Consider the following 16,955-nt stretch of genomic DNA (forward strand, 5'->3'; position numbering starts at 1 on the left):
TGACTAACAAAGTAGTCCTATTCGTCTGATTTATCTGTCAAGAAGTACTCGTTTTCACGTTTGTCATAGTCGAAGGTCAAACGAACAGTATCTACCTTACCATTTTCTGGATTATAATCACGGTAGCTAAGACTCACTGACTGAGTGAGATCGCCCTGTTCAGTTTGTGTCATTTCATGATAAGTGAAGCTAGCCTCTGGGTGTTTTTCAACCACTTCAGAAAGTCGTGTCCCCTTAAGCAAATCAGCTTGTGTACCTACAGACAACTTTTCATAGTCATCTTTTGTCCAGTTGCTATGATAGTCATCGACTTCTTTGACCTTATCATAGTCGAAGGTTGCTGAGGCAGATTTCAAAACATAGACACCGTCTTTTTGCTCAAAAGTCAAACGCACATAGTTGTTTCCATCTGTGTTTTCTTTTCTATAGGTGAGGTCTAGCAAATCTGGTTTATCTTCCTCGTAAGCGTCACTATACTCGGCATCAGTCGCCTTACCGTGAGCATCCAAGACCTCGTCCAATGTCAAAGTACCAACCTTCAACTCCTTAAACTGATCCTCAGTCCAGTCAAACTTATAATTCTCATCGATGTACAGATAAGCTCTATCGTGACCTTCACTTTGGAACTGTTCAGCATGGTTCATGACATATTTCACCGCTTGATAACCTACTCCAGCAAGCGAAGTCATGAAGAAGATAATTGACATGACTAGGGCAATAATAGATAGTGCCTTGCGTGTCGATTTCAGACTCAAAACCAAAGTCACAATAGCCAAAATGATAAGGAAGAAAGCAAGGAAGGTAAAGATGAAACCGATTGGAAGTGTCCAAGCCAAAACGGCAAATAGAAGCCCCAAGACTAGAATTATGATTGGCAAAGCAATATTAACAAAAGCATTATTCTTGGTTACTTTTGGCTTGTAATAAGGGTTTTCCAAAGGTATCTGACTTGTCTTTGGAGTTTCTTTTTCTTGCTCTTTCTCCATATTCAACTCAGGCATTGGCTTAGGAGCTTCCTCCTCTAATGCCACCTGAACTTCATCTGATTGCGTATCTGCTACTGAGTCAGCTGTCACCTCTTCAGTAGATTCAGAGCTATCCACCTGCTGAGCCTCAACCTGCTCAGACACTTGGACACTTGGTTCCTCCGAAGCGATGACAAAGCCCTCTTTCTTAGCTTCCATAAACTCCTCAGGACTTGGTTTACGACCATTGACGTCCTCAAAGTGACGCACCCATTCTTCTCTAGTTGCCATAGCTGACTCCTTTATCTCTTTTTCTTTATTTTATCATACTTTAATCTGGTCTTATGAAAATAAGGTCGGATATAAGAGAGAATTTTTTGAGACTGCCTGATGTGCTTTAGTGTCAAGCCATCTCATGAAAATAGACGAAAGTCGAAAAAAACTGCACCCTAAAGTTTGATTTTCTCTGTCACACTTTTGGGGGCAGTTCAGATATTAGTATGACTAGTTTTTATACTTGTATAGTTAAGTATCTAATCCTTTTTGATTTCCAAACTAAGCTTATAAAAACTATAAAGGCTATAAGATATTGCAATAATTCCCAAGAAACCAAAGTATACATTATCCTTTAAACTCTTCATATAAATGCCAATTATTACAAAGAGAAAGGTATTAATCAAAATGACTAATCTTTTATTTTCTATCTTGCCTATTTTAACTACCAATAGTCTAATAATAAGTATCGATGGAGAGAATAAAACGGCAATTATTGTAAGTAAAATATTTTTTCTGCTAATTAAATTAGCTTTAATGCCTTTTTGAGATTCTTTTTCAATATTCATCTCTTTAAATAATAAATCCAGTGAAACATTATCAGGTTCACTTTTTCCTAATTCCCATTTAGAAATGGTCTGACGAGTAACAAATACTTTATCTGCAAGTTCTTGCTGAGTCATACCCGTTTTAGTTCTATATTCTTTAATCAACGTAGCAATGTCCATTTTAATACCCCTGTCTTATTTTTATTCTTTTATAAAAGGCTCTGCTAGAAAAATCGTCATTACTATTATAAAGAGAGGATTTTTATGAATAAAGTAAACGGCAATAAGTAATAGAAACAATAAAATTCTCGTAACCCATGGATATTTGTTTGATAAACTGACCGATAAATTAACTAAAGGTTTCAGTATCAGCCCCATTAAGCCAAAAGTAAGTACCCATATAAAATTAGTTTTGTTTTTCTTAATAAATTGTAACATTAAGAATACCTCCTTAAATTTGTTACTTTAAATTTATCAAGACCCATGAGTAAAAGCACGCAACGAATAGTAAAATATGCGCAACTCCCTTAAAAACTAGGGTGCAACGCCCCATTTCATTATGCAACGAGGAGAATATTACCTCTTAAAAGTGCGAAATGGCAGTACATTAGAATCTAAAGACAGTAAAATTTTATAATAATTAAGCCGTACTATTTTAAAGTCTATATTTACATAAACTTCTGTTTGTCTTCGAGACCAAAACGTTGGACTGCGACCATCATATTTTGAAGTATATACTTTTGTAGTTACACTTTCATTAACTTTGAGTATCCTTTGCTACGTTTCCATCAATCTTATAAATAGCGTCAAAGCTTGTTGGGCTTCTCGAAGTACCCTAACCCTGCATCCTCCTATACTCCTTCGACTTCTCTCCATACCAATCCTTAACTGAGTAGCCAAACTGCTCTCTATATTGCTCGGAGTATTTGAAGAGGTAATAGCCTCGTAGCAAATCAATGGAAAAGACATAAGTCGCAAAGACAAATATGGCAGGCATGATAGGCATCAATACCGCATCAATACCGCATCAATGCTCCCTCTAACGTCACTTCCAGTAGAGCGGTCAAAAAGCACCAGTCCAGCTGTAATCCCTGTACCACTTAAAAAGACCAAACCATCCGAAATCTTTTCAGTCACAAGAGCTACCATAGGGCTAAACTCTGTCTGATTTTGAACGGCTTCTTTCAGTTTACGGGGAACCGTTCGAATCAAGTAATAAATGGAAAGAAGAAACATAGCTCCCGATAGTATACTGACAATATTTCGTCGTGTCATCATCATTATTCCGGCACTTACTGTAAAGATAGCGAGTAAGACTACCGTGTAAAAGTAGGTGCAAAATTTTAGTTTCATCGGGCTTCTTCTGTGCTTTATTGAAAAGAGCAGATAGACCAGATACATGACCACATACAAGATAATCATGGGCCACTGAATCCAAGAAAATCTTGGATTTTGATCAAGCGTCAATCCTTTTATAAACATGGGCATAGCAATAGAGAAGAAATAAATAACAATTGAAGTGATTAACAAGCCAATAAATCGTTTCCAGCTTCCTTTTTGATTGAGCTTTTCTACGGTCTCCTTAGTGACAAGAGACTGACTTTGCTCGAATGTATAATTTAAGAATTTCAATAGCTTTCTCCTTTTATCAAGAAAAAACAGGAAGGTTTCCCCTCCTGTCCCTTAATTAATCCTCATCTGGACCTGATTTATAAGTAAGGTAGAATGTATCTTCACCTTCTTTGGTATCAAATGACAAGTAAACACTCTTGAGTTTGCCATCTTCAGCCTTATAATCACTATAAGAAATAGTCATTTCTTTTTTGAATTCACCTTGACGAGATGTTGAAATCGTGTATTCTGCACTTGAAGCTTTAGGGTGATCCTTAACGACATCTTCAAGTTTTGTACCGTTTGATGGATCAGTGTAATCCCCCTTATTGAGAGCATCAAACTGTTCTTTTGTCCAGTCAGCTTTATAAGACTTATCAACTTCTACCTTATCTTGAGGGAATCTACCTGAAGCATATGACAAGATAAATGTACCATCATATTGTTTCGTAAAGGTTAGGTAAACACTTTCACCATAGTCTTTACCAGAGTAGTTCAACTTCATCTCATCGCCAGAGATTTGTGCATCAGAAGCCTTACCATAAGTCTTGATGATAGACTTAACGGTATCTTTACCGACTTTCAATTTCTGGAACTTAGATTCATTCCAATCAAATTTAGCATTTTTGTCAATGTAATCGTTGACGTCAGTGCTATCACCTTTTGAATCAGATTTAGAGTCAGATTTTGAATCGCTGTCATCATCTTTTTTGTCAGCATCATCGTCTTTATCAGCAACTTTTGATGTCTTGCTTGAGCTTGTGTTGTTGCTAGCATTTTGAGAGATTTGGAAAATCAAACCACCAATAGACACAAAGAGCATGAGACCAGCAACACCTGTTGCGATGATTGAAAGCAATTTCTTGCTTGATTTAAGGCTAAAGACAAGTGAAACAACTGCCACCGCAACTGCGAGGACTGTCAAGATGATGAAGAGCCAAGCAGGACCTACAAACCATGCCAAGACTGCAAAGATTACTGAAAGTGCAATCGCAACGATTGGCAAGATAAGATTGAAAAGAGGTTTATCTGCTGAGCCAGCTGCTGCTGGATTAGGAACTGTTCCAAATCCTTGAGCTGATGAGATAGGTGCCTTTTCAAACATGCTTGAATCAAATTGTGGTGTTGGTTGTTGCACAGGTGCTTCTGAGAAAGCTTCTGCACCAAATGGTGATTCACTGCTTGCTTGTTCTGCGACGGCATCCTCAGCTGTTTCAGCTACATCTGCGATGTCATCTTGTTCTGTGACTTCTTCAGTAGCAACTGGTTCTGGAGCTACTTCTTCAGCGACAGGTTCATTAGCTGGTGCTTCTACAGATGCTGCTTGAGCAGCCAAAGCACTTGTATCAAAGTCAGCTGCTTTAGCATCCAAAAATTCTTGGGGGCTAGGCTTACGCCCGTGTACCGACTCAAAGAGTTCAGCCCATTCTGCTTTAGTTGACATAAAAATCTCCTTTTTTCAAGAAATCCAAACAAGAGGTTCCTTCGGCTTAGCGAAGTTTTCTATAGTTAGGATTCAGACACCTGTCTCTGATAAGAGCAAGTAGCATGCGTCCTTCCAAAAGTCAGCCCTCACTTTTTAGCCTGAGGCAACCTTTCCCTATATCTAGTCCCATGTTCATTTTCTTGTTGATAGTTCCATTCTACCATATTTAAAGACCTCTGTTAACCGTTTCCCAAAAGGTTTTTTTCTGCTACAATAGTAGGTATAATGCACCAAAGGAGTTATATATGAAAAACATTAAAAAGTACATTCCATTAATTATTGTACTTGTTATCGCAGGCCTAGGTTTTGCCTTTCGTGAGAACATCGCACGCGCCGTTCGTGGAGATGCTTATGTTGATAATAAGATATTCACTAAACAATTAGAAAAAGCCCAAAAATCTGGAAAAGATGCCTTTCCACAGTTGTCAGACAAGGTCAGTAAGGACGAAGCTGAAGTTATTCTCCATACTTCAAAGGGTGATATCACAGTCAAACTCTTCCCTACACTTGCTCCAAAGGCTTCTGAAAACTTCTTGAAACATGCCAAGGACAAATACTATGATGGACTCACCTTCCACCGTGTCATCAAGGATTTCATGATTCAAAGTGGTGATCCTAAGGGTGACGGTACTGGCGGAGAATCTATCTGGAAGAAAGGTTTCGCTGTTGAGCCTACACCATTCCTCTACAACATCCGTGGCGCACTTGCTATGGCCAATACTGGTGCTAAAAATTCAAACGGCAGCCAATTCTACATTGTTCAAAACAAGGACGATCAAAGCAAGCAATTAGGAAATGCTGGCTATCCAAAACCTATCATTGACGCCTACAAAAAAGGTGGTTACCCAGCTGGTGATACCAAATATACTGTCTTTGGACAAGTCATCAAAGGTATGGATGTTGTTGATACCATTGCTAACCTTGAAGTCGATGACAACAGTAAACCAAAAGAGAATGTAACGGTTAATTCCGTTGAAGTCGTTAAAGACTACAAATTCAAATAAACAAAAATCCGAGAAGTTGATTCTCGGATTTCTTTTTATTTAACAGCAGTGAGGAGATAGTCACCAGTGTTAACACGAGCTTCTTTAGTCGTTAAGACATCATCAAAGTCAGCTGTATTGGTCACAATGACTGGCGTGATAACTGGTAATTTAGCATCTCGGATAGTTGCTAGGTCAAATTCTATAAGTTTTTGACCTGCTTCTACAACTTCACCTGCTTCCACATAGGTCTTGAAGCCTTTACCAGCAAGAGAAACAGTGTCCATACCAATATGGATGAGAAGCTCTGCACCATTTTCAGTCGTCAAACCAATCGCATGACCAGTAGGGAAGACTAAATTAACGGTTGCCTTAGCTGGTGCGACCACTACCCCATCAGTAGGGTCAATAGCGATACCTTTACCCATAGCTCCTGAGGCAAAGACTTGGTCAGGAACTTGGTCAAGTGGGACAACATTCCCGATAAGTGGGCTCGCAATAATTTCTTGTTGAATTTCTTTAGGAGCAGGTGCAGCTTCTTCAGCTTTTTCCTCAACCTTAGCTGCTCCACCACCGTATAGATTTGGTACTCGCACAAAGAGTTGGATGAGGAAGGCAAGAACACCACCCACAATGGCAATAATAATGGCAAAGATAACTTTAGAAAGGTTACCATCCGGTCCAATAAGGCTTGGGAAGACAAAAACACCCAGACCACCTATTGAATACGTCTTAATATCTAGGGCCATCATGGCAGCCCCCATAAGTCCTGAAACACCACATGAAATGTAGAATGGCGTTTTCATTGGAAGGGTTACCCCATAGATAGCAGGTTCTGTCACCCCAAAAATAGATGAAATGAAGGCTGGCATAGAGATGGTACGGACTTTTTCTTCTTTCGTTTTAAGCATGATAGCTCCCAACACACCTGTTTGCGTGAAACATGGAAGAATAGCTGCCGAAAGAATAATAGAACTTCCGTTTGTTGCCACATCTAGGATAGCAAGGGGAACAAGCGCCCAGTGCATTCCGAACATAACCAAGACTTGCCACGAGATACCGAGTATAAGACCAAAGACAATAGGACTAAAGTTCATGATCGCTTGGAAAAGATTTGTCAATCCATCAGAGAAAGTATTAGCAACTGGTCCTACCACCAAGAATGTTAATGGGACAGTAATGAGTAATGTAAAGAAGGGTACTACGAAGACTTTAATGACATCTGGGGTAATCTTGGTAAAGAATTTTTGAATGTATGAAGCCACCCAGATCGCCAAGATAGAAGGCATTACAGTTGAGAGGTACCCCCCTGCAGGAAGCGTAAACGGAATAACACCTAGAACATGACCTTGGCCAGCCTTTTGAAGAGCTGTCACTAGCGTAGCAATATCAGGATAAACAAGTGCTCCTGCAATCGCAATAGCTGTAAATTCATTAACCTTGAAACGACGAGCAGATGTCAAGGCAATCAAGACTGGCAAGAACTGGAAGAAACCATCTCCCGCCGCATTCAAGATAACATACATAGGACTTGTCGCAGCAGACAGACCACATGCTGCCATGATAGCGACTATCCCTTTGATAATACCAGCTGCAGCCAATGGTCCAAGAAAAGGTTGGAAAATACTTGAGACTAGGGATACAAAGCGATCAAAGAGATTACCCTTTGGTGCATCCCCCTCATCAAGATCAAGACTTCCACCTGCTGGAAGACCACCAACCTGGAGAACCTCCGCATAAACATCAGGCACATGGTTACCGATAACTACCTGATATTGTCCACCTGCCTTAACAACAGTAACAACGCCATCACGGTTCTTAAGGTAATCATCATCTGCTTTAGATTCATCTTTCAAATCAAAGCGCAAACGTGTCACACAGTGTTTTAAGCTATTGACATTTTCTTTTCCACCGACGTGTTTGAGAATGTCCTCAGCTAATTCAGTATATTTAGCCATAAGGGCTCCTTTCTTTTCTAGGATTTTTAGTCTCCTTTGAGGCTTTCTCAACGAAAAAAACCTAAATAAATACCAAGAACCAATTGGGATGAGCCTACACTACTCCCATTAGTTTTTCGTATTTATCTAGGTTTTGCCTGCCGACCAGTAACAATCCTTTTGCTATGGTTCTATCTTATCAGAGTTCAAAAATTTTTGCAAGCCCTTACAAAAATATTTTTTGTTTTTGAAGGTAAAATCTTGACCAAGATTATAAGTCATGATAAACTATTGTTAGTTTATAAACTAACAGAAAGAGAGTTACACGATGAAAACAAGAGCAATTATTGAATTTAAAGACACATACGCTAGCATGGAATGCCACGAGCTTGGTTACCAAACCAAGGAAACTGCCTTGGCTATTATTTCTCCTACTGGACATATTCTATCAAGTACACCGCTTTTCAGAAAGGCATATGGTTCAAACACTGCTCACATCGACCAGCTTCCTTTCAATATAGATGATCTCAGTATTACAGTAAGGGGTCTCAGTAAAAAAGCCAAAGCCAACTTGGAAGATTGGATTGCCCATACTATCATTCTTCCAATGGACTATGATAAGTACTTTACTAAGCATCAAGAACTTTTGCACCTCTTAGCAGAGTCACCAATCGTCGAGTCTGTCCAAGCTTTAACTTATAAGACTGTGAAGATTCATTTTTCCGAAGCCCTCAATGATGAGCATATTCGCCAACTACAAGGTTTTATTCTTGCTCAGGCAGGAATCTATAGCTATATTGGGACATCTACAGTTTCAGACCGAAATGCCTACCAGGCTCTTGAATGGGCCAAACTTGATGTTAATGGTCGTTCACACAACGATCATAAGCCTGCTATTTTCCATCGTAGCAAGGGCCTCTTAGGTGGTTTCTTTCACCACGGAAACCAAGAAAGTATTGCATAACTAATAACTGGGACACCTTGTGTCCTTTTTTTGCAATAAAAAACTCACCATAAAGGTGAGCTAAATTGATTTATTTGCTGTGTTTCCAGTTACTATAGATACTAAATACGACAATCCAGATGGCTGCTCCAATAGCTCCGACAACTGTTGACTTTTGCAAGAAGAGACAAACAAAGACGAAGATGAAGAAAAGGATAGTCAATGGATTAAGAATCTTGTAGGCTGGCATAAGGAAGCCATCTGCCATAAACTCTTGAGATTTACGGTACTTGAGATGAGCAAGCATAGTCAAGATATAGATGGCAATGTAGACCCCTGATGATGATGCGGTAATCAAAGCAAAGGCATCAGATACACCAGGCAAGACATTGATGAAGGCTGAAACACATACTACAATGGCTGAAACAATGATGGCACGTGAAGGAATACCATTACGTGACAAAGTATCTAGCTTCAAAGCTTTCATGACTTTACTATTTGGTGTTTCCTTAGCAATTTGGAAGAGGTGACGACCTGTAGAGTAAAGTGTTGAGTTCAATGATGACGCCGCTGCTGTCAAGACAACAAAGTTAATGAAGGCTGCTGCCCACTTGATACCAGCCATTTGGAAGACCGTTACGAACGGTGATTCATTAACTGGAAGTTTTTGCCATGGGAAGATAGCCATGAGGGCAATGAGGGCACCCACATAGAAGATGACAATACGAATCGGAATCTCCTTGATTGCCTTTGGTAAGACCTTACGTGGATTTGCTGTCTCGGAAGTTGTAATCCCTACAAATTCGATGGCTTGGTAAGCAAAGAAGACCATTTGGAAGGTCATAACAAAGCTTACCCAACCTTTAGGAAACATCTGGAAGCCGTGTGTAATATTGGCAAGGCTAGCATGTCCAGCAGGCGTTTCAAAGTTGGTTGCTACCATGAAGATACCTGTTGCGATAAGAGCAAGAATGGTGATAATCTTGATCATCCCAAACCAAAACTCAACTTCCCCGAAAATCTTAACCGCAATCAGGTTAACCGAGCTCAGGATAATCAAGAAGACAATCTGAATCTGCCAGGCAGGCCAACTTGGGAACCAATATTGCACATAGGTTGATACTGCCGTAATTTCTGCCATCCCGAGGAATATCAGTGATACCCAGTAAGACCAACCCGAGAAGAATCCCCAGCCCTTACCAAGGTATTTGGTAATAAAGTTGATAAAGGTGTGCTGGTCAGGATCCATATAGAGCATCTCACCGATCGCTCGCATCATAAGATACATGAAGATACCAGTTAGTATATATACTAAGATGATTGAAGGTCCTGTTAGGGAAAGGGAACGCCCCGCACCAAGGAAGAGACCTGTACCGATTGTACCAGCGATGGCAATCAGCTGGACGTGACGGTTTTGAAGACCACGCACCATCCCATTCTCAGTCTGGTTGTCGTCGTCTTTATGATGTTGCTTTTGCGACATTTTTTTCACTCCAATTCTATTGAGCACGACTCATTGAATCATGCCATTTTTTAACATAACTTATATTTTACCATTTTTGAAATAATTGGTCAATTTTATACAGAATATTCAGAATTTTATACTTCAAAACAAGGGCTTGGAAAAATTCCAAACCCTTGTTCATCGTTATTATGATTCAGGATCATCAAGACTACGGCCATGCAAACCTTTTTCACGTTGCACTTGGCGTAGTTTTTCAGGTGTCACATCGTTACCTTCTTCGTCAACCACTTTAATTCCTTCGATATGGTGACGAACTGAGCGACGGTAACCTTCAATGTATTCTTCACGAAGTTTTGCTTGCTCCACTTCTTCTTCTGGAGTCAAACCTTCGGTTTTTTTCTTTTTAGCAAGCTCATTGATACGAGCGATTTTTTCAGGTGTCATAACAAGACCTACTTCCTACCTGTCATCAGGTCATTATTTTGTGTTCAATTGGTTGAAAGCTGCAACAGCGTTAGCTTTAGCTACAAGACCTGCAAGAAGGGCCAAACGGTTGTTTTTAACAGCCTCATCTTCTGCCATAACCATAGTATTGTCAAAGAAGGCATCGATGACTGGGCTAAGAGCGAAGAGCTGTGCCAATTTGTCACTTGCTGAACCTGTCAATTCAAGCTCTTCAATCGCTTTAGCAAGGGCTTTTTCTTGGTCGTTTTCAAAGAGACTAGCATCGACTGTCACTGAAGCATCCGCTTTTTCTGCCAAGTTGAAGGCACGAGAAAGTGACTCAACAGCTGACTTATAGCCATCAGCCTTAGCAGCTTCTGAGAGGGCGTCAGCTGCTTCAAGCATATCAGCCACGACAAAGTTTGAACCAGCAAGAACGGCTTCTTTGATATCTTTTGAAGTGCGTCCCATCATCTTGTCCACACGCGCTTTGATGAAGTTGATGACTTCTGCTTGATTGTCATATGAAAGACTATCAAATGAAAGTCCGTAAAGGCTGTCAATCAACTCATCCATAGGGATATGCCAACCAAAAGCATCCAAGATACGAACAATCCCTTGTGTTGCACGACGAAGCGCATAAGGGTCATTTGAACCTGATGGAATCAAGCCAACTGAGAAGAATGAAAGTAGGGTATCCAATTTATCTGCAAGCGCAAGGATAGCACCAACCTTAGTCTCTGGAAGAGCTCCGTCTGCTGAATCAGGAAGGTAGTGCTCACGGATAGCTGTCGCTACCGCAGCATCTTCACCAGCGAGAAGGGCGTATTTTTCACCCATGATTCCTTGCAATTCATCGAACTCTCCGACCATACCAGTCAAGAGGTCAAATTTGTAGATTTCAGCTGCACGCGCTACGGCTGCCCTTTCTTCGGCAGTCAAACCAGCTTGTTCAGCTAGTGATGCTGCAATGACACCGGCACGGGCCATGTGTTCTGAGAGAGAACCGATTTTTTCATGGAAAGTCACGTTAGCCAGTTTAGCAACGAGGTCTTCAATCTTAAGTTTTTGGTCTTCACGCCAGAAGAATTCACCATCTTCAAGACGGGCCACCAATACTTTTTCATTTCCTCGGATAACATTTTCCAAGTGCTCAGCGTTACCATTACGGACTGAGATGAAGTTTGGTTTAAGCTTACCGTCAAGGTCACGTATAACAAAGTAACGTTGGTGCGTTTCCATTGATGTCACCAAAACTTCTTCTGGAACGTCCAAATACTTAGTATCGAAACTTCCCATAAATGCAGTTGGGTATTCGACCAAGTTCAAGACTTCATTCAAAAGCCCTTCTTCGATTTGGACTTGAACACCTTGTTCTGCTTCGATAGCTTTGATTTGCTCACGAATCATGTTTTCACGTTCTTTGCTATCCGCAATCACGTAAACAGTACGAAGGTCTTCCTCATAAGAATCCGCATTGGTAATTTCCACTTCATGTCCAAGGAAACGGTGTCCACGGCTCACACGACCTGACTTGATATCCAAGAAATCAAGGTCAAGTGCTTCGTCGCCCAAAAGAACTGTCAAGGTGTGAACTGGGCGAATGTATTCAAATGTGTTGTTAGCCCAGTGCATGCTGACAGGGAAAGTCAATGAAGCAAGCACTTCTGGAACGCCAACCAAAACTTCTTTAGCAGGTTTTCCAGCTTCGTGTTTAGTAACATAAACGTACTCTTCACCTTTGACTTCACGGAATTCGATATCGTCAACAGTCAAGCCTTTCCCACGGACAAATCCTTGCGCCGCTTTTGAGAAGTTACCTTCTGCATCCAAAGCGATTTTCTTAGAAGGGCCTTTAAAATCTTCGGTCAAATCGGATTGTTGATCAGCCAAACCAATCACACGGACTGCCAAACGGCGTGGTGTTGAGAAGGTTTGAATGCTTTCGTACGAGAGACGGTTATCATCCAAGAAGGCTGCCATTTTCTCCCCGAGTTGTTTTTCACTTGGTGTGACAACGTAGGCTGGCAACTCTTCAAGTCCAAGTTCTACTAATAAGTTTTTTGTCATGTTTCTTCCTTTACAAAATTCTTTTTTTGATAGGCGCCTTAGGTACTGGGGACGTTGCTAACTAACTTTGTGAGGCTGTAGGGAAATCTGGTGTCTCCTTGACATAGATTTCCAACAGTCTCATCAAAGTGGATTTAGCTAACTGATTTTTGAACCTAACGTTTCAAAAATCTCCATATACCAGTACGGCGGCGCCTATCCCTTTAGCAAGTCTTCGACTTGCCTCTAGGTAGCCATGTGGGCTCACTTTGTTTGCCCATTTTCCATTCTTGTAACTTTGCTTATTCTTCCTCTTCTGCTAGGAGTTTTGCGCGTGTGGCTTCGTCAAGAAGTGGGTAACCAAGTTTCTTACGTTCTGCGACGAAGGTTTTAGCTACGACACGGGCCAAGTTACGGATGCGGGCAATGTAACCGGCACGTTCTGTAACAGAAACAGCACCACGTGCATCTAGCAAGTTAAAGGTGTGTGAACATTTCAAAACATAGTCATAGGCTGGGTGAACAAGGCCCAATTCCAAAGCACGTCCTGCTTCTTTTTCAAATTTTTCGAAGTTTTCAAGAAGCATATCTTGGTCAGAAACTTCAAAGCTGTATTTTGAGTGTTCGTATTCTGGTTGAAGGAAGATTTCTCCGTATTTAACGCCTGGAGCCCACTCGATATCATAAACTGAGTCTACTTCTTGGATGTAAGAAGCCAAACGTTCCAATCCGTAAGTGACCTCAGAAGTTACTGGACCAGTTGCCAAACCACCGACTTGTTGGAAATAGGTGAACTGAGTGATTTCCATACCGTCAAGCCAAACTTCCCAACCAAGACCAGCCGAACCAGTTGATGGGTTTTCCCAGTTATCTTCAACAAAACGGATATCGTGTTCCAACGGATCAATTCCCAACTTTTCCAAAGACTCAAGGTAAAGCTCTTGGATGTTAGATGGTGATGGTTTCATGACCACTTGGAATTGGTGGTGTTGGTAAAGACGGTTTGGGTTTTCCCCATAACGACCATCAGCTGGACGACGAGATGGTTCTACATAAGCCGCATTCCATGGCTCCGGACCAATGGCACGAAGGAAGGTGTAAGGACTCATAGTTCCCGCACCCTTTTCGTTATCATAAGCCTGCATGAGCATACACCCCTGGTCATTCCAGTATTGTTGCAAAGTCAAAATAATTTCTTGAAATGTTAATTTCTTAGACATTGAATACTCCTTGATTAAAAATGATTTCTTGCGACACGAGTCTGCCTCGTCGATTATACGAGGCAAGACGAGTTAGTACTGCGTCTAGCTCAGGCACCCTAGTGCTGAGCGTGAGGCAGTCCGACTGTAAGGAGGTCTCTGCCACTGACGCAGTGGAAAGTCAATTTTTTAGACATGTTTTACTCCTTATTCATAAAGTTTCTTGTGACTCAGGATACAAAAAGAACCGTGTCTCTGCTCCTAAGTCGTTTGACCTAGGGGCGTCAGAAACGCGGTTCCACCCTAATTTATTACTTCATTTTATCTGTTTGTCTTCAGCCATTTGCTGAGAGAAAGCGCCACTTGCCTACTTTGCTCTACTTGGCTTCCACTGTCCCAAGCTCGCTAGAAAAACGCCATAAGCCCTTCTTTCTTGTCAGTATTATAGCAGAAATAGAGAAACTTGTAAAATAAAATTCTAATCCTTCTTACTAATCCCCATTTCCTGACGAACATGTGCATGGCTATCTTCATGGAGAATATCATTATCAATAATTGAGGCATCTCGAAGTTCTTCAGCCTTTTTCTTGTCCTGATGGGTCAAGTCTTGATTGGGATCATAAGCTTTCTCAACGATAGACAAGAGATGATTTCGAATTTCCTTTTCCTTACGAATTTTGGCTTTTTTGCGGTAGCTAGCCACAACCAGCACAAACAACATCAGCATTCCCAAATAACCGATAATAGGATACATAACCGCTACCAATTGACGGAAGCCCATGAAGGAAATAGCAAAACCAGCAAGGGCAAATGTAGCCACAAAGAATTTGAAGCGTTTATCACTACCTGCTGAGAAGCGTTTCCCAAGGGCATAGTAGAGACTAAAGACGGTATTAAAAATCAATCCAAAAATGACCAAGGCGTAGAGCGTCGCAAAGATAGGGTTCACTTCCTTTGCAATAGCCAACATAGGAACATCTGAGCTAGCAATCTTATCGCTGTTAGCAAAGAGAATCAAGGTTGTGACGAAGAAAATCACCCCAACCATAAATCCTCCCCAGGCTCCACTCTTTTCAGCTTCATTGATTTTGAGAATAGAGCCACCCATGACAAAGGCCATGGCTATGGCTGACATGACACAAACGGCGAAATAGTTAACCACAGACAGCCAAATACTCGGAAAAGGAGATTGAATGGTTTGCGACACCTTATCCATCTCAGCAAAATCCCAGTGACGCCCTAAAACATTGGTCACGAATATCATGGCAATCATAACCAAAATCATAGGGGTAAAAACTCCAATGACACCGATAATTTTTTTGAAATCTAAGAAACTCACAAAGATAGTCAGAGCTGTACACAGGAAGGCACCTACCCAAATCGGAAAGCCGAACTGTTGGTTTAGGTTAGCCCCTGCCCCCGCTGTCATCACAAAGCCAAACAGGAAACAAGTGATAATCAAAGCGATATCCAAAATACGGTAGATAACAGGATGACTGATTTCTGCCAGGACTACTGAGTGATCGTCTGAGCGATAATAACTTCCCAAAGCAATCATGAGTCGCCCAAAGCCAACATGCAAAACTCCTAGAACTATGACACCTATCAGCCCCCAGGCTCCAAAACTAACAAAATACTGTAAGAGGTCCTGTCCTGAAGATACCCCTGCGCCAATCATTACACCGACATAGGCCAGGGCAATGCTCCAAATACGTTTTGACATATTACCTCCTGTAAAATACAAAGTATTTCTATTTTACACTACTCTAACACCTTTGTAAAAATCAATAAAAAACAGCACCTTCATAAGAAAGTGCTACTCATACTCTTATTTTTCCCAACCTTTTCGTCCATCAACAAAGGTTGCTTGTAATTCCAAGAAGTCATCTAATACAATAAAATCAGCTGGTAAACCTGCTTTTAGGCTTCCGCAAGTATTTTCAAGCCCAACCGATTTAGCTGGAACACTAGTGGCCATTTGTAAAGCTTGAGCAACTGTCACAAGTCCCCAATCAACCACATGTTTGACGCCGTCTTTAAGTTGTAAGATAGATCCAGCTAGATTACCACCTTCTTTGAGGCGGGCGGTACCATTTTCAACAATAACAGGAAGTTCGCCTAACATATAGTCGCCGTCCGGACAGCCTCCCGCTGACATACAGTCTGTAATTAGGGCAACTCCTTGAGGTGTCTTTTGCTTGATAAGAACCTTACAAGCTGCAGGGACCACGTGATGACCATCTGCAATCAGTTCACCAATAGTTTCAGGACTATCGAAGGCTGCCCCAACCATACCAGGTTCACGATGTGTAAAGCCACGCATCCCGTTGTATACGTGAACCCAAACGGACGCCCCAGCTTCCACTGCTGCCATGGCTTCTTCATATGTGGCATTGGAATGACCTAGAGCGATTGTCACACCTTGCTTGGTTGCTTCTTGGATAAATTCAGCTACTCCCTCACGTTCAGGTGCAAGAGCCAATTTAATCAGTTTTCCTTGAGCCGCCTCCTGCCATTCCTTCAATTGTTCCACACTTGGATTGCCCATATACTTAGGATTTTGAGCTCCCTTGTAGGTTTCAGTGAAATAAGGTCCTTCAAAGAAGAGCCCTTGAATTTTGGCACCAGTCTCCTTACCAACCGTATTAGCTGTTGTTTGGCAAATAGCCTTCAACTCTTCAAATGGCGCTGTTAAAGCTGTCGGTAAGAAGGAGGTCACACCTGCTGAAAGCAAGGCTTGACTCATGCCTATAAGAGTTTCCTCAGAATTATCCATGACATCATAACCCGCAAATCCATGAATGTGAGTATCTACAAGACCCGGAGAAATCTGATAATCACTGTAATCTAGCACCTCTGCACCTTCTGGTACATTTTCCGTCCAGTCACCAAAACGGCTATCCTCAACCGCTAGGTAGCCACCTTCCTTAATTTTATGTTCAAAATAAAAACGCTTGGCTGAAATATAATAGGTCATAGGACCACCTCTCATCATTTTTCTATGTTTTTAATACGCTTTCATTATAACAAAAAAGCCGAGAAATTTTCTCGA

General features: G+C 41.2%; 14 protein-coding genes. 2 read left to right on the forward strand and 12 right to left on the reverse strand.

The annotated features are described in order from the left end of the window. Positions 1-17: 17 nt before the first annotated feature. The 5 genes from AX663_RS01465 to AX663_RS01485 form a co-directional block, all read right to left on the reverse strand. Positions 18-1,256, reverse strand: coding sequence for a CD20-like domain-containing protein (locus AX663_RS01465; RefSeq protein ID WP_060972500.1), 1,239 nt, complete (start codon positions 1,254-1,256; stop codon positions 18-20). Positions 1,257-1,498: 242 nt separating this feature from the next. Further along, positions 1,499-1,966, reverse strand: a complete 468-nt coding sequence (locus tag AX663_RS01470) for a helix-turn-helix transcriptional regulator (RefSeq protein ID WP_060972501.1) — start codon at positions 1,964-1,966, stop codon at positions 1,499-1,501. 21 nt (positions 1,967-1,987) lie between these two features. Beyond that, the gene (locus tag AX663_RS01475) at positions 1,988-2,224 is read right to left on the reverse strand and encodes a hypothetical protein (RefSeq protein WP_060972502.1); all 237 of its coding nucleotides are present in this window, start codon (positions 2,222-2,224) and stop codon (positions 1,988-1,990) included. 567 nt (positions 2,225-2,791) lie between these two features. After that, positions 2,792-3,139 carry a hypothetical protein gene (locus tag AX663_RS10900; protein WP_231724196.1) on the reverse strand — a complete coding sequence of 116 codons (348 nt, stop codon included), beginning with the start codon at positions 3,137-3,139 and terminating at the stop codon, positions 2,792-2,794. A gap of 334 nt (positions 3,140-3,473) precedes the next feature. Then, a complete protein-coding gene (locus AX663_RS01485; RefSeq protein WP_060972503.1) occupies positions 3,474-4,841 on the reverse strand; it encodes a hypothetical protein in 1,368 nt (455 codons plus the stop codon). 287 nt (positions 4,842-5,128) lie between these two features. Here AX663_RS01485 and AX663_RS01490 point away from each other — a divergent pair, with 287 nt between their 5' ends. Continuing rightward, a complete protein-coding gene (locus tag AX663_RS01490) occupies positions 5,129-5,887 on the forward strand; it encodes a peptidylprolyl isomerase (protein WP_060972504.1) in 759 nt (252 codons plus the stop codon). 35 nt (positions 5,888-5,922) lie between these two features. Here the strand turns inward: AX663_RS01490 and AX663_RS01495 are convergent, their stop codons facing one another. Further along, positions 5,923-7,824 (reverse strand): beta-glucoside-specific PTS transporter subunit IIABC, encoded by a 1,902-nt coding sequence (locus AX663_RS01495; protein ID WP_060972505.1) that lies wholly within the window; start codon positions 7,822-7,824, stop codon positions 5,923-5,925. Positions 7,825-8,131: 307 nt separating this feature from the next. Here AX663_RS01495 and AX663_RS01500 point away from each other — a divergent pair, with 307 nt between their 5' ends. Beyond that, positions 8,132-8,767, forward strand: a complete 636-nt coding sequence (locus AX663_RS01500) for a hypothetical protein (RefSeq protein ID WP_060972506.1) — start codon at positions 8,132-8,134, stop codon at positions 8,765-8,767. A gap of 70 nt (positions 8,768-8,837) precedes the next feature. Here the strand turns inward: AX663_RS01500 and AX663_RS01505 are convergent, their stop codons facing one another. The 6 genes from AX663_RS01505 to nagA form a co-directional block, all read right to left on the reverse strand. Continuing rightward, positions 8,838-10,229, reverse strand: a complete 1,392-nt coding sequence (locus tag AX663_RS01505; protein ID WP_002885919.1) for an amino acid permease — start codon at positions 10,227-10,229, stop codon at positions 8,838-8,840. A gap of 168 nt (positions 10,230-10,397) precedes the next feature. After that, complete coding sequence (locus tag AX663_RS01510) at positions 10,398-10,655, reverse strand: DUF896 family protein (RefSeq protein WP_002886085.1); 258 nt, start codon at positions 10,653-10,655, stop codon at positions 10,398-10,400. A 33-nt stretch (positions 10,656-10,688) separates the two neighbouring features. Further along, a complete protein-coding gene (glyS, locus tag AX663_RS01515) occupies positions 10,689-12,725 on the reverse strand; it encodes a glycine--tRNA ligase subunit beta (RefSeq protein WP_060972507.1) in 2,037 nt (678 codons plus the stop codon). Positions 12,726-13,006: 281 nt separating this feature from the next. Further along, positions 13,007-13,924 carry a glycine--tRNA ligase subunit alpha gene (gene glyQ / locus AX663_RS01520; protein ID WP_049496776.1) on the reverse strand — a complete coding sequence of 306 codons (918 nt, stop codon included), beginning with the start codon at positions 13,922-13,924 and terminating at the stop codon, positions 13,007-13,009. A 457-nt stretch (positions 13,925-14,381) separates the two neighbouring features. Next, positions 14,382-15,626, reverse strand: a complete 1,245-nt coding sequence (locus tag AX663_RS01525) for a YkvI family membrane protein (protein WP_060972508.1) — start codon at positions 15,624-15,626, stop codon at positions 14,382-14,384. A 105-nt stretch (positions 15,627-15,731) separates the two neighbouring features. Then, positions 15,732-16,880, reverse strand: coding sequence for an N-acetylglucosamine-6-phosphate deacetylase (gene nagA / locus AX663_RS01530; RefSeq protein ID WP_060972509.1), 1,149 nt, complete (start codon positions 16,878-16,880; stop codon positions 15,732-15,734). Positions 16,881-16,955 lie beyond the last annotated feature (75 nt).

Origin of the sequence: Streptococcus sp. CCH8-H5, from assembly GCF_001556505.1 — a bacterium.
Classification (GTDB): Bacteria; Bacillota; Bacilli; order Lactobacillales; family Streptococcaceae; genus Streptococcus.

Bases quoted from the DNA above. Each gene is read 5' to 3' on its own strand.
- AX663_RS01475 (WP_060972502.1), bottom strand. From the start codon at position 2,224: ATGTTACAATTTATTAAGAAAAACAAAACTAATTTTATATGGGTACTT.
- AX663_RS01505 (WP_002885919.1), bottom strand. From the start codon at position 10,229: ATGTCGCAAAAGCAACATCATAAAGACGACGACAACCAGACTGAGAAT.
- glyS (WP_060972507.1), bottom strand. From the start codon at position 12,725: ATGACAAAAAACTTATTAGTAGAACTTGGACTTGAAGAGTTGCCAGCC.
- AX663_RS01465 (WP_060972500.1), bottom strand. From the start codon at position 1,256: ATGGCAACTAGAGAAGAATGGGTGCGTCACTTTGAGGACGTCAATGGT.
- AX663_RS01500 (WP_060972506.1), top strand. From the start codon at position 8,132: ATGAAAACAAGAGCAATTATTGAATTTAAAGACACATACGCTAGCATG.
- glyQ (WP_049496776.1), bottom strand. From the start codon at position 13,924: ATGTCTAAGAAATTAACATTTCAAGAAATTATTTTGACTTTGCAACAA.
- AX663_RS01470 (WP_060972501.1), bottom strand. From the start codon at position 1,966: ATGGACATTGCTACGTTGATTAAAGAATATAGAACTAAAACGGGTATG.
- AX663_RS01510 (WP_002886085.1), bottom strand. From the start codon at position 10,655: ATGACACCTGAAAAAATCGCTCGTATCAATGAGCTTGCTAAAAAGAAA.
- AX663_RS10900 (WP_231724196.1), bottom strand. From the start codon at position 3,139: ATGAAACTAAAATTTTGCACCTACTTTTACACGGTAGTCTTACTCGCT.
- AX663_RS01485 (WP_060972503.1), bottom strand. From the start codon at position 4,841: ATGTCAACTAAAGCAGAATGGGCTGAACTCTTTGAGTCGGTACACGGG.
- AX663_RS01490 (WP_060972504.1), top strand. From the start codon at position 5,129: ATGAAAAACATTAAAAAGTACATTCCATTAATTATTGTACTTGTTATC.
- AX663_RS01525 (WP_060972508.1), bottom strand. From the start codon at position 15,626: ATGTCAAAACGTATTTGGAGCATTGCCCTGGCCTATGTCGGTGTAATG.
- nagA (WP_060972509.1), bottom strand. From the start codon at position 16,880: ATGACCTATTATATTTCAGCCAAGCGTTTTTATTTTGAACATAAAATT.
- AX663_RS01495 (WP_060972505.1), bottom strand. From the start codon at position 7,824: ATGGCTAAATATACTGAATTAGCTGAGGACATTCTCAAACACGTCGGT.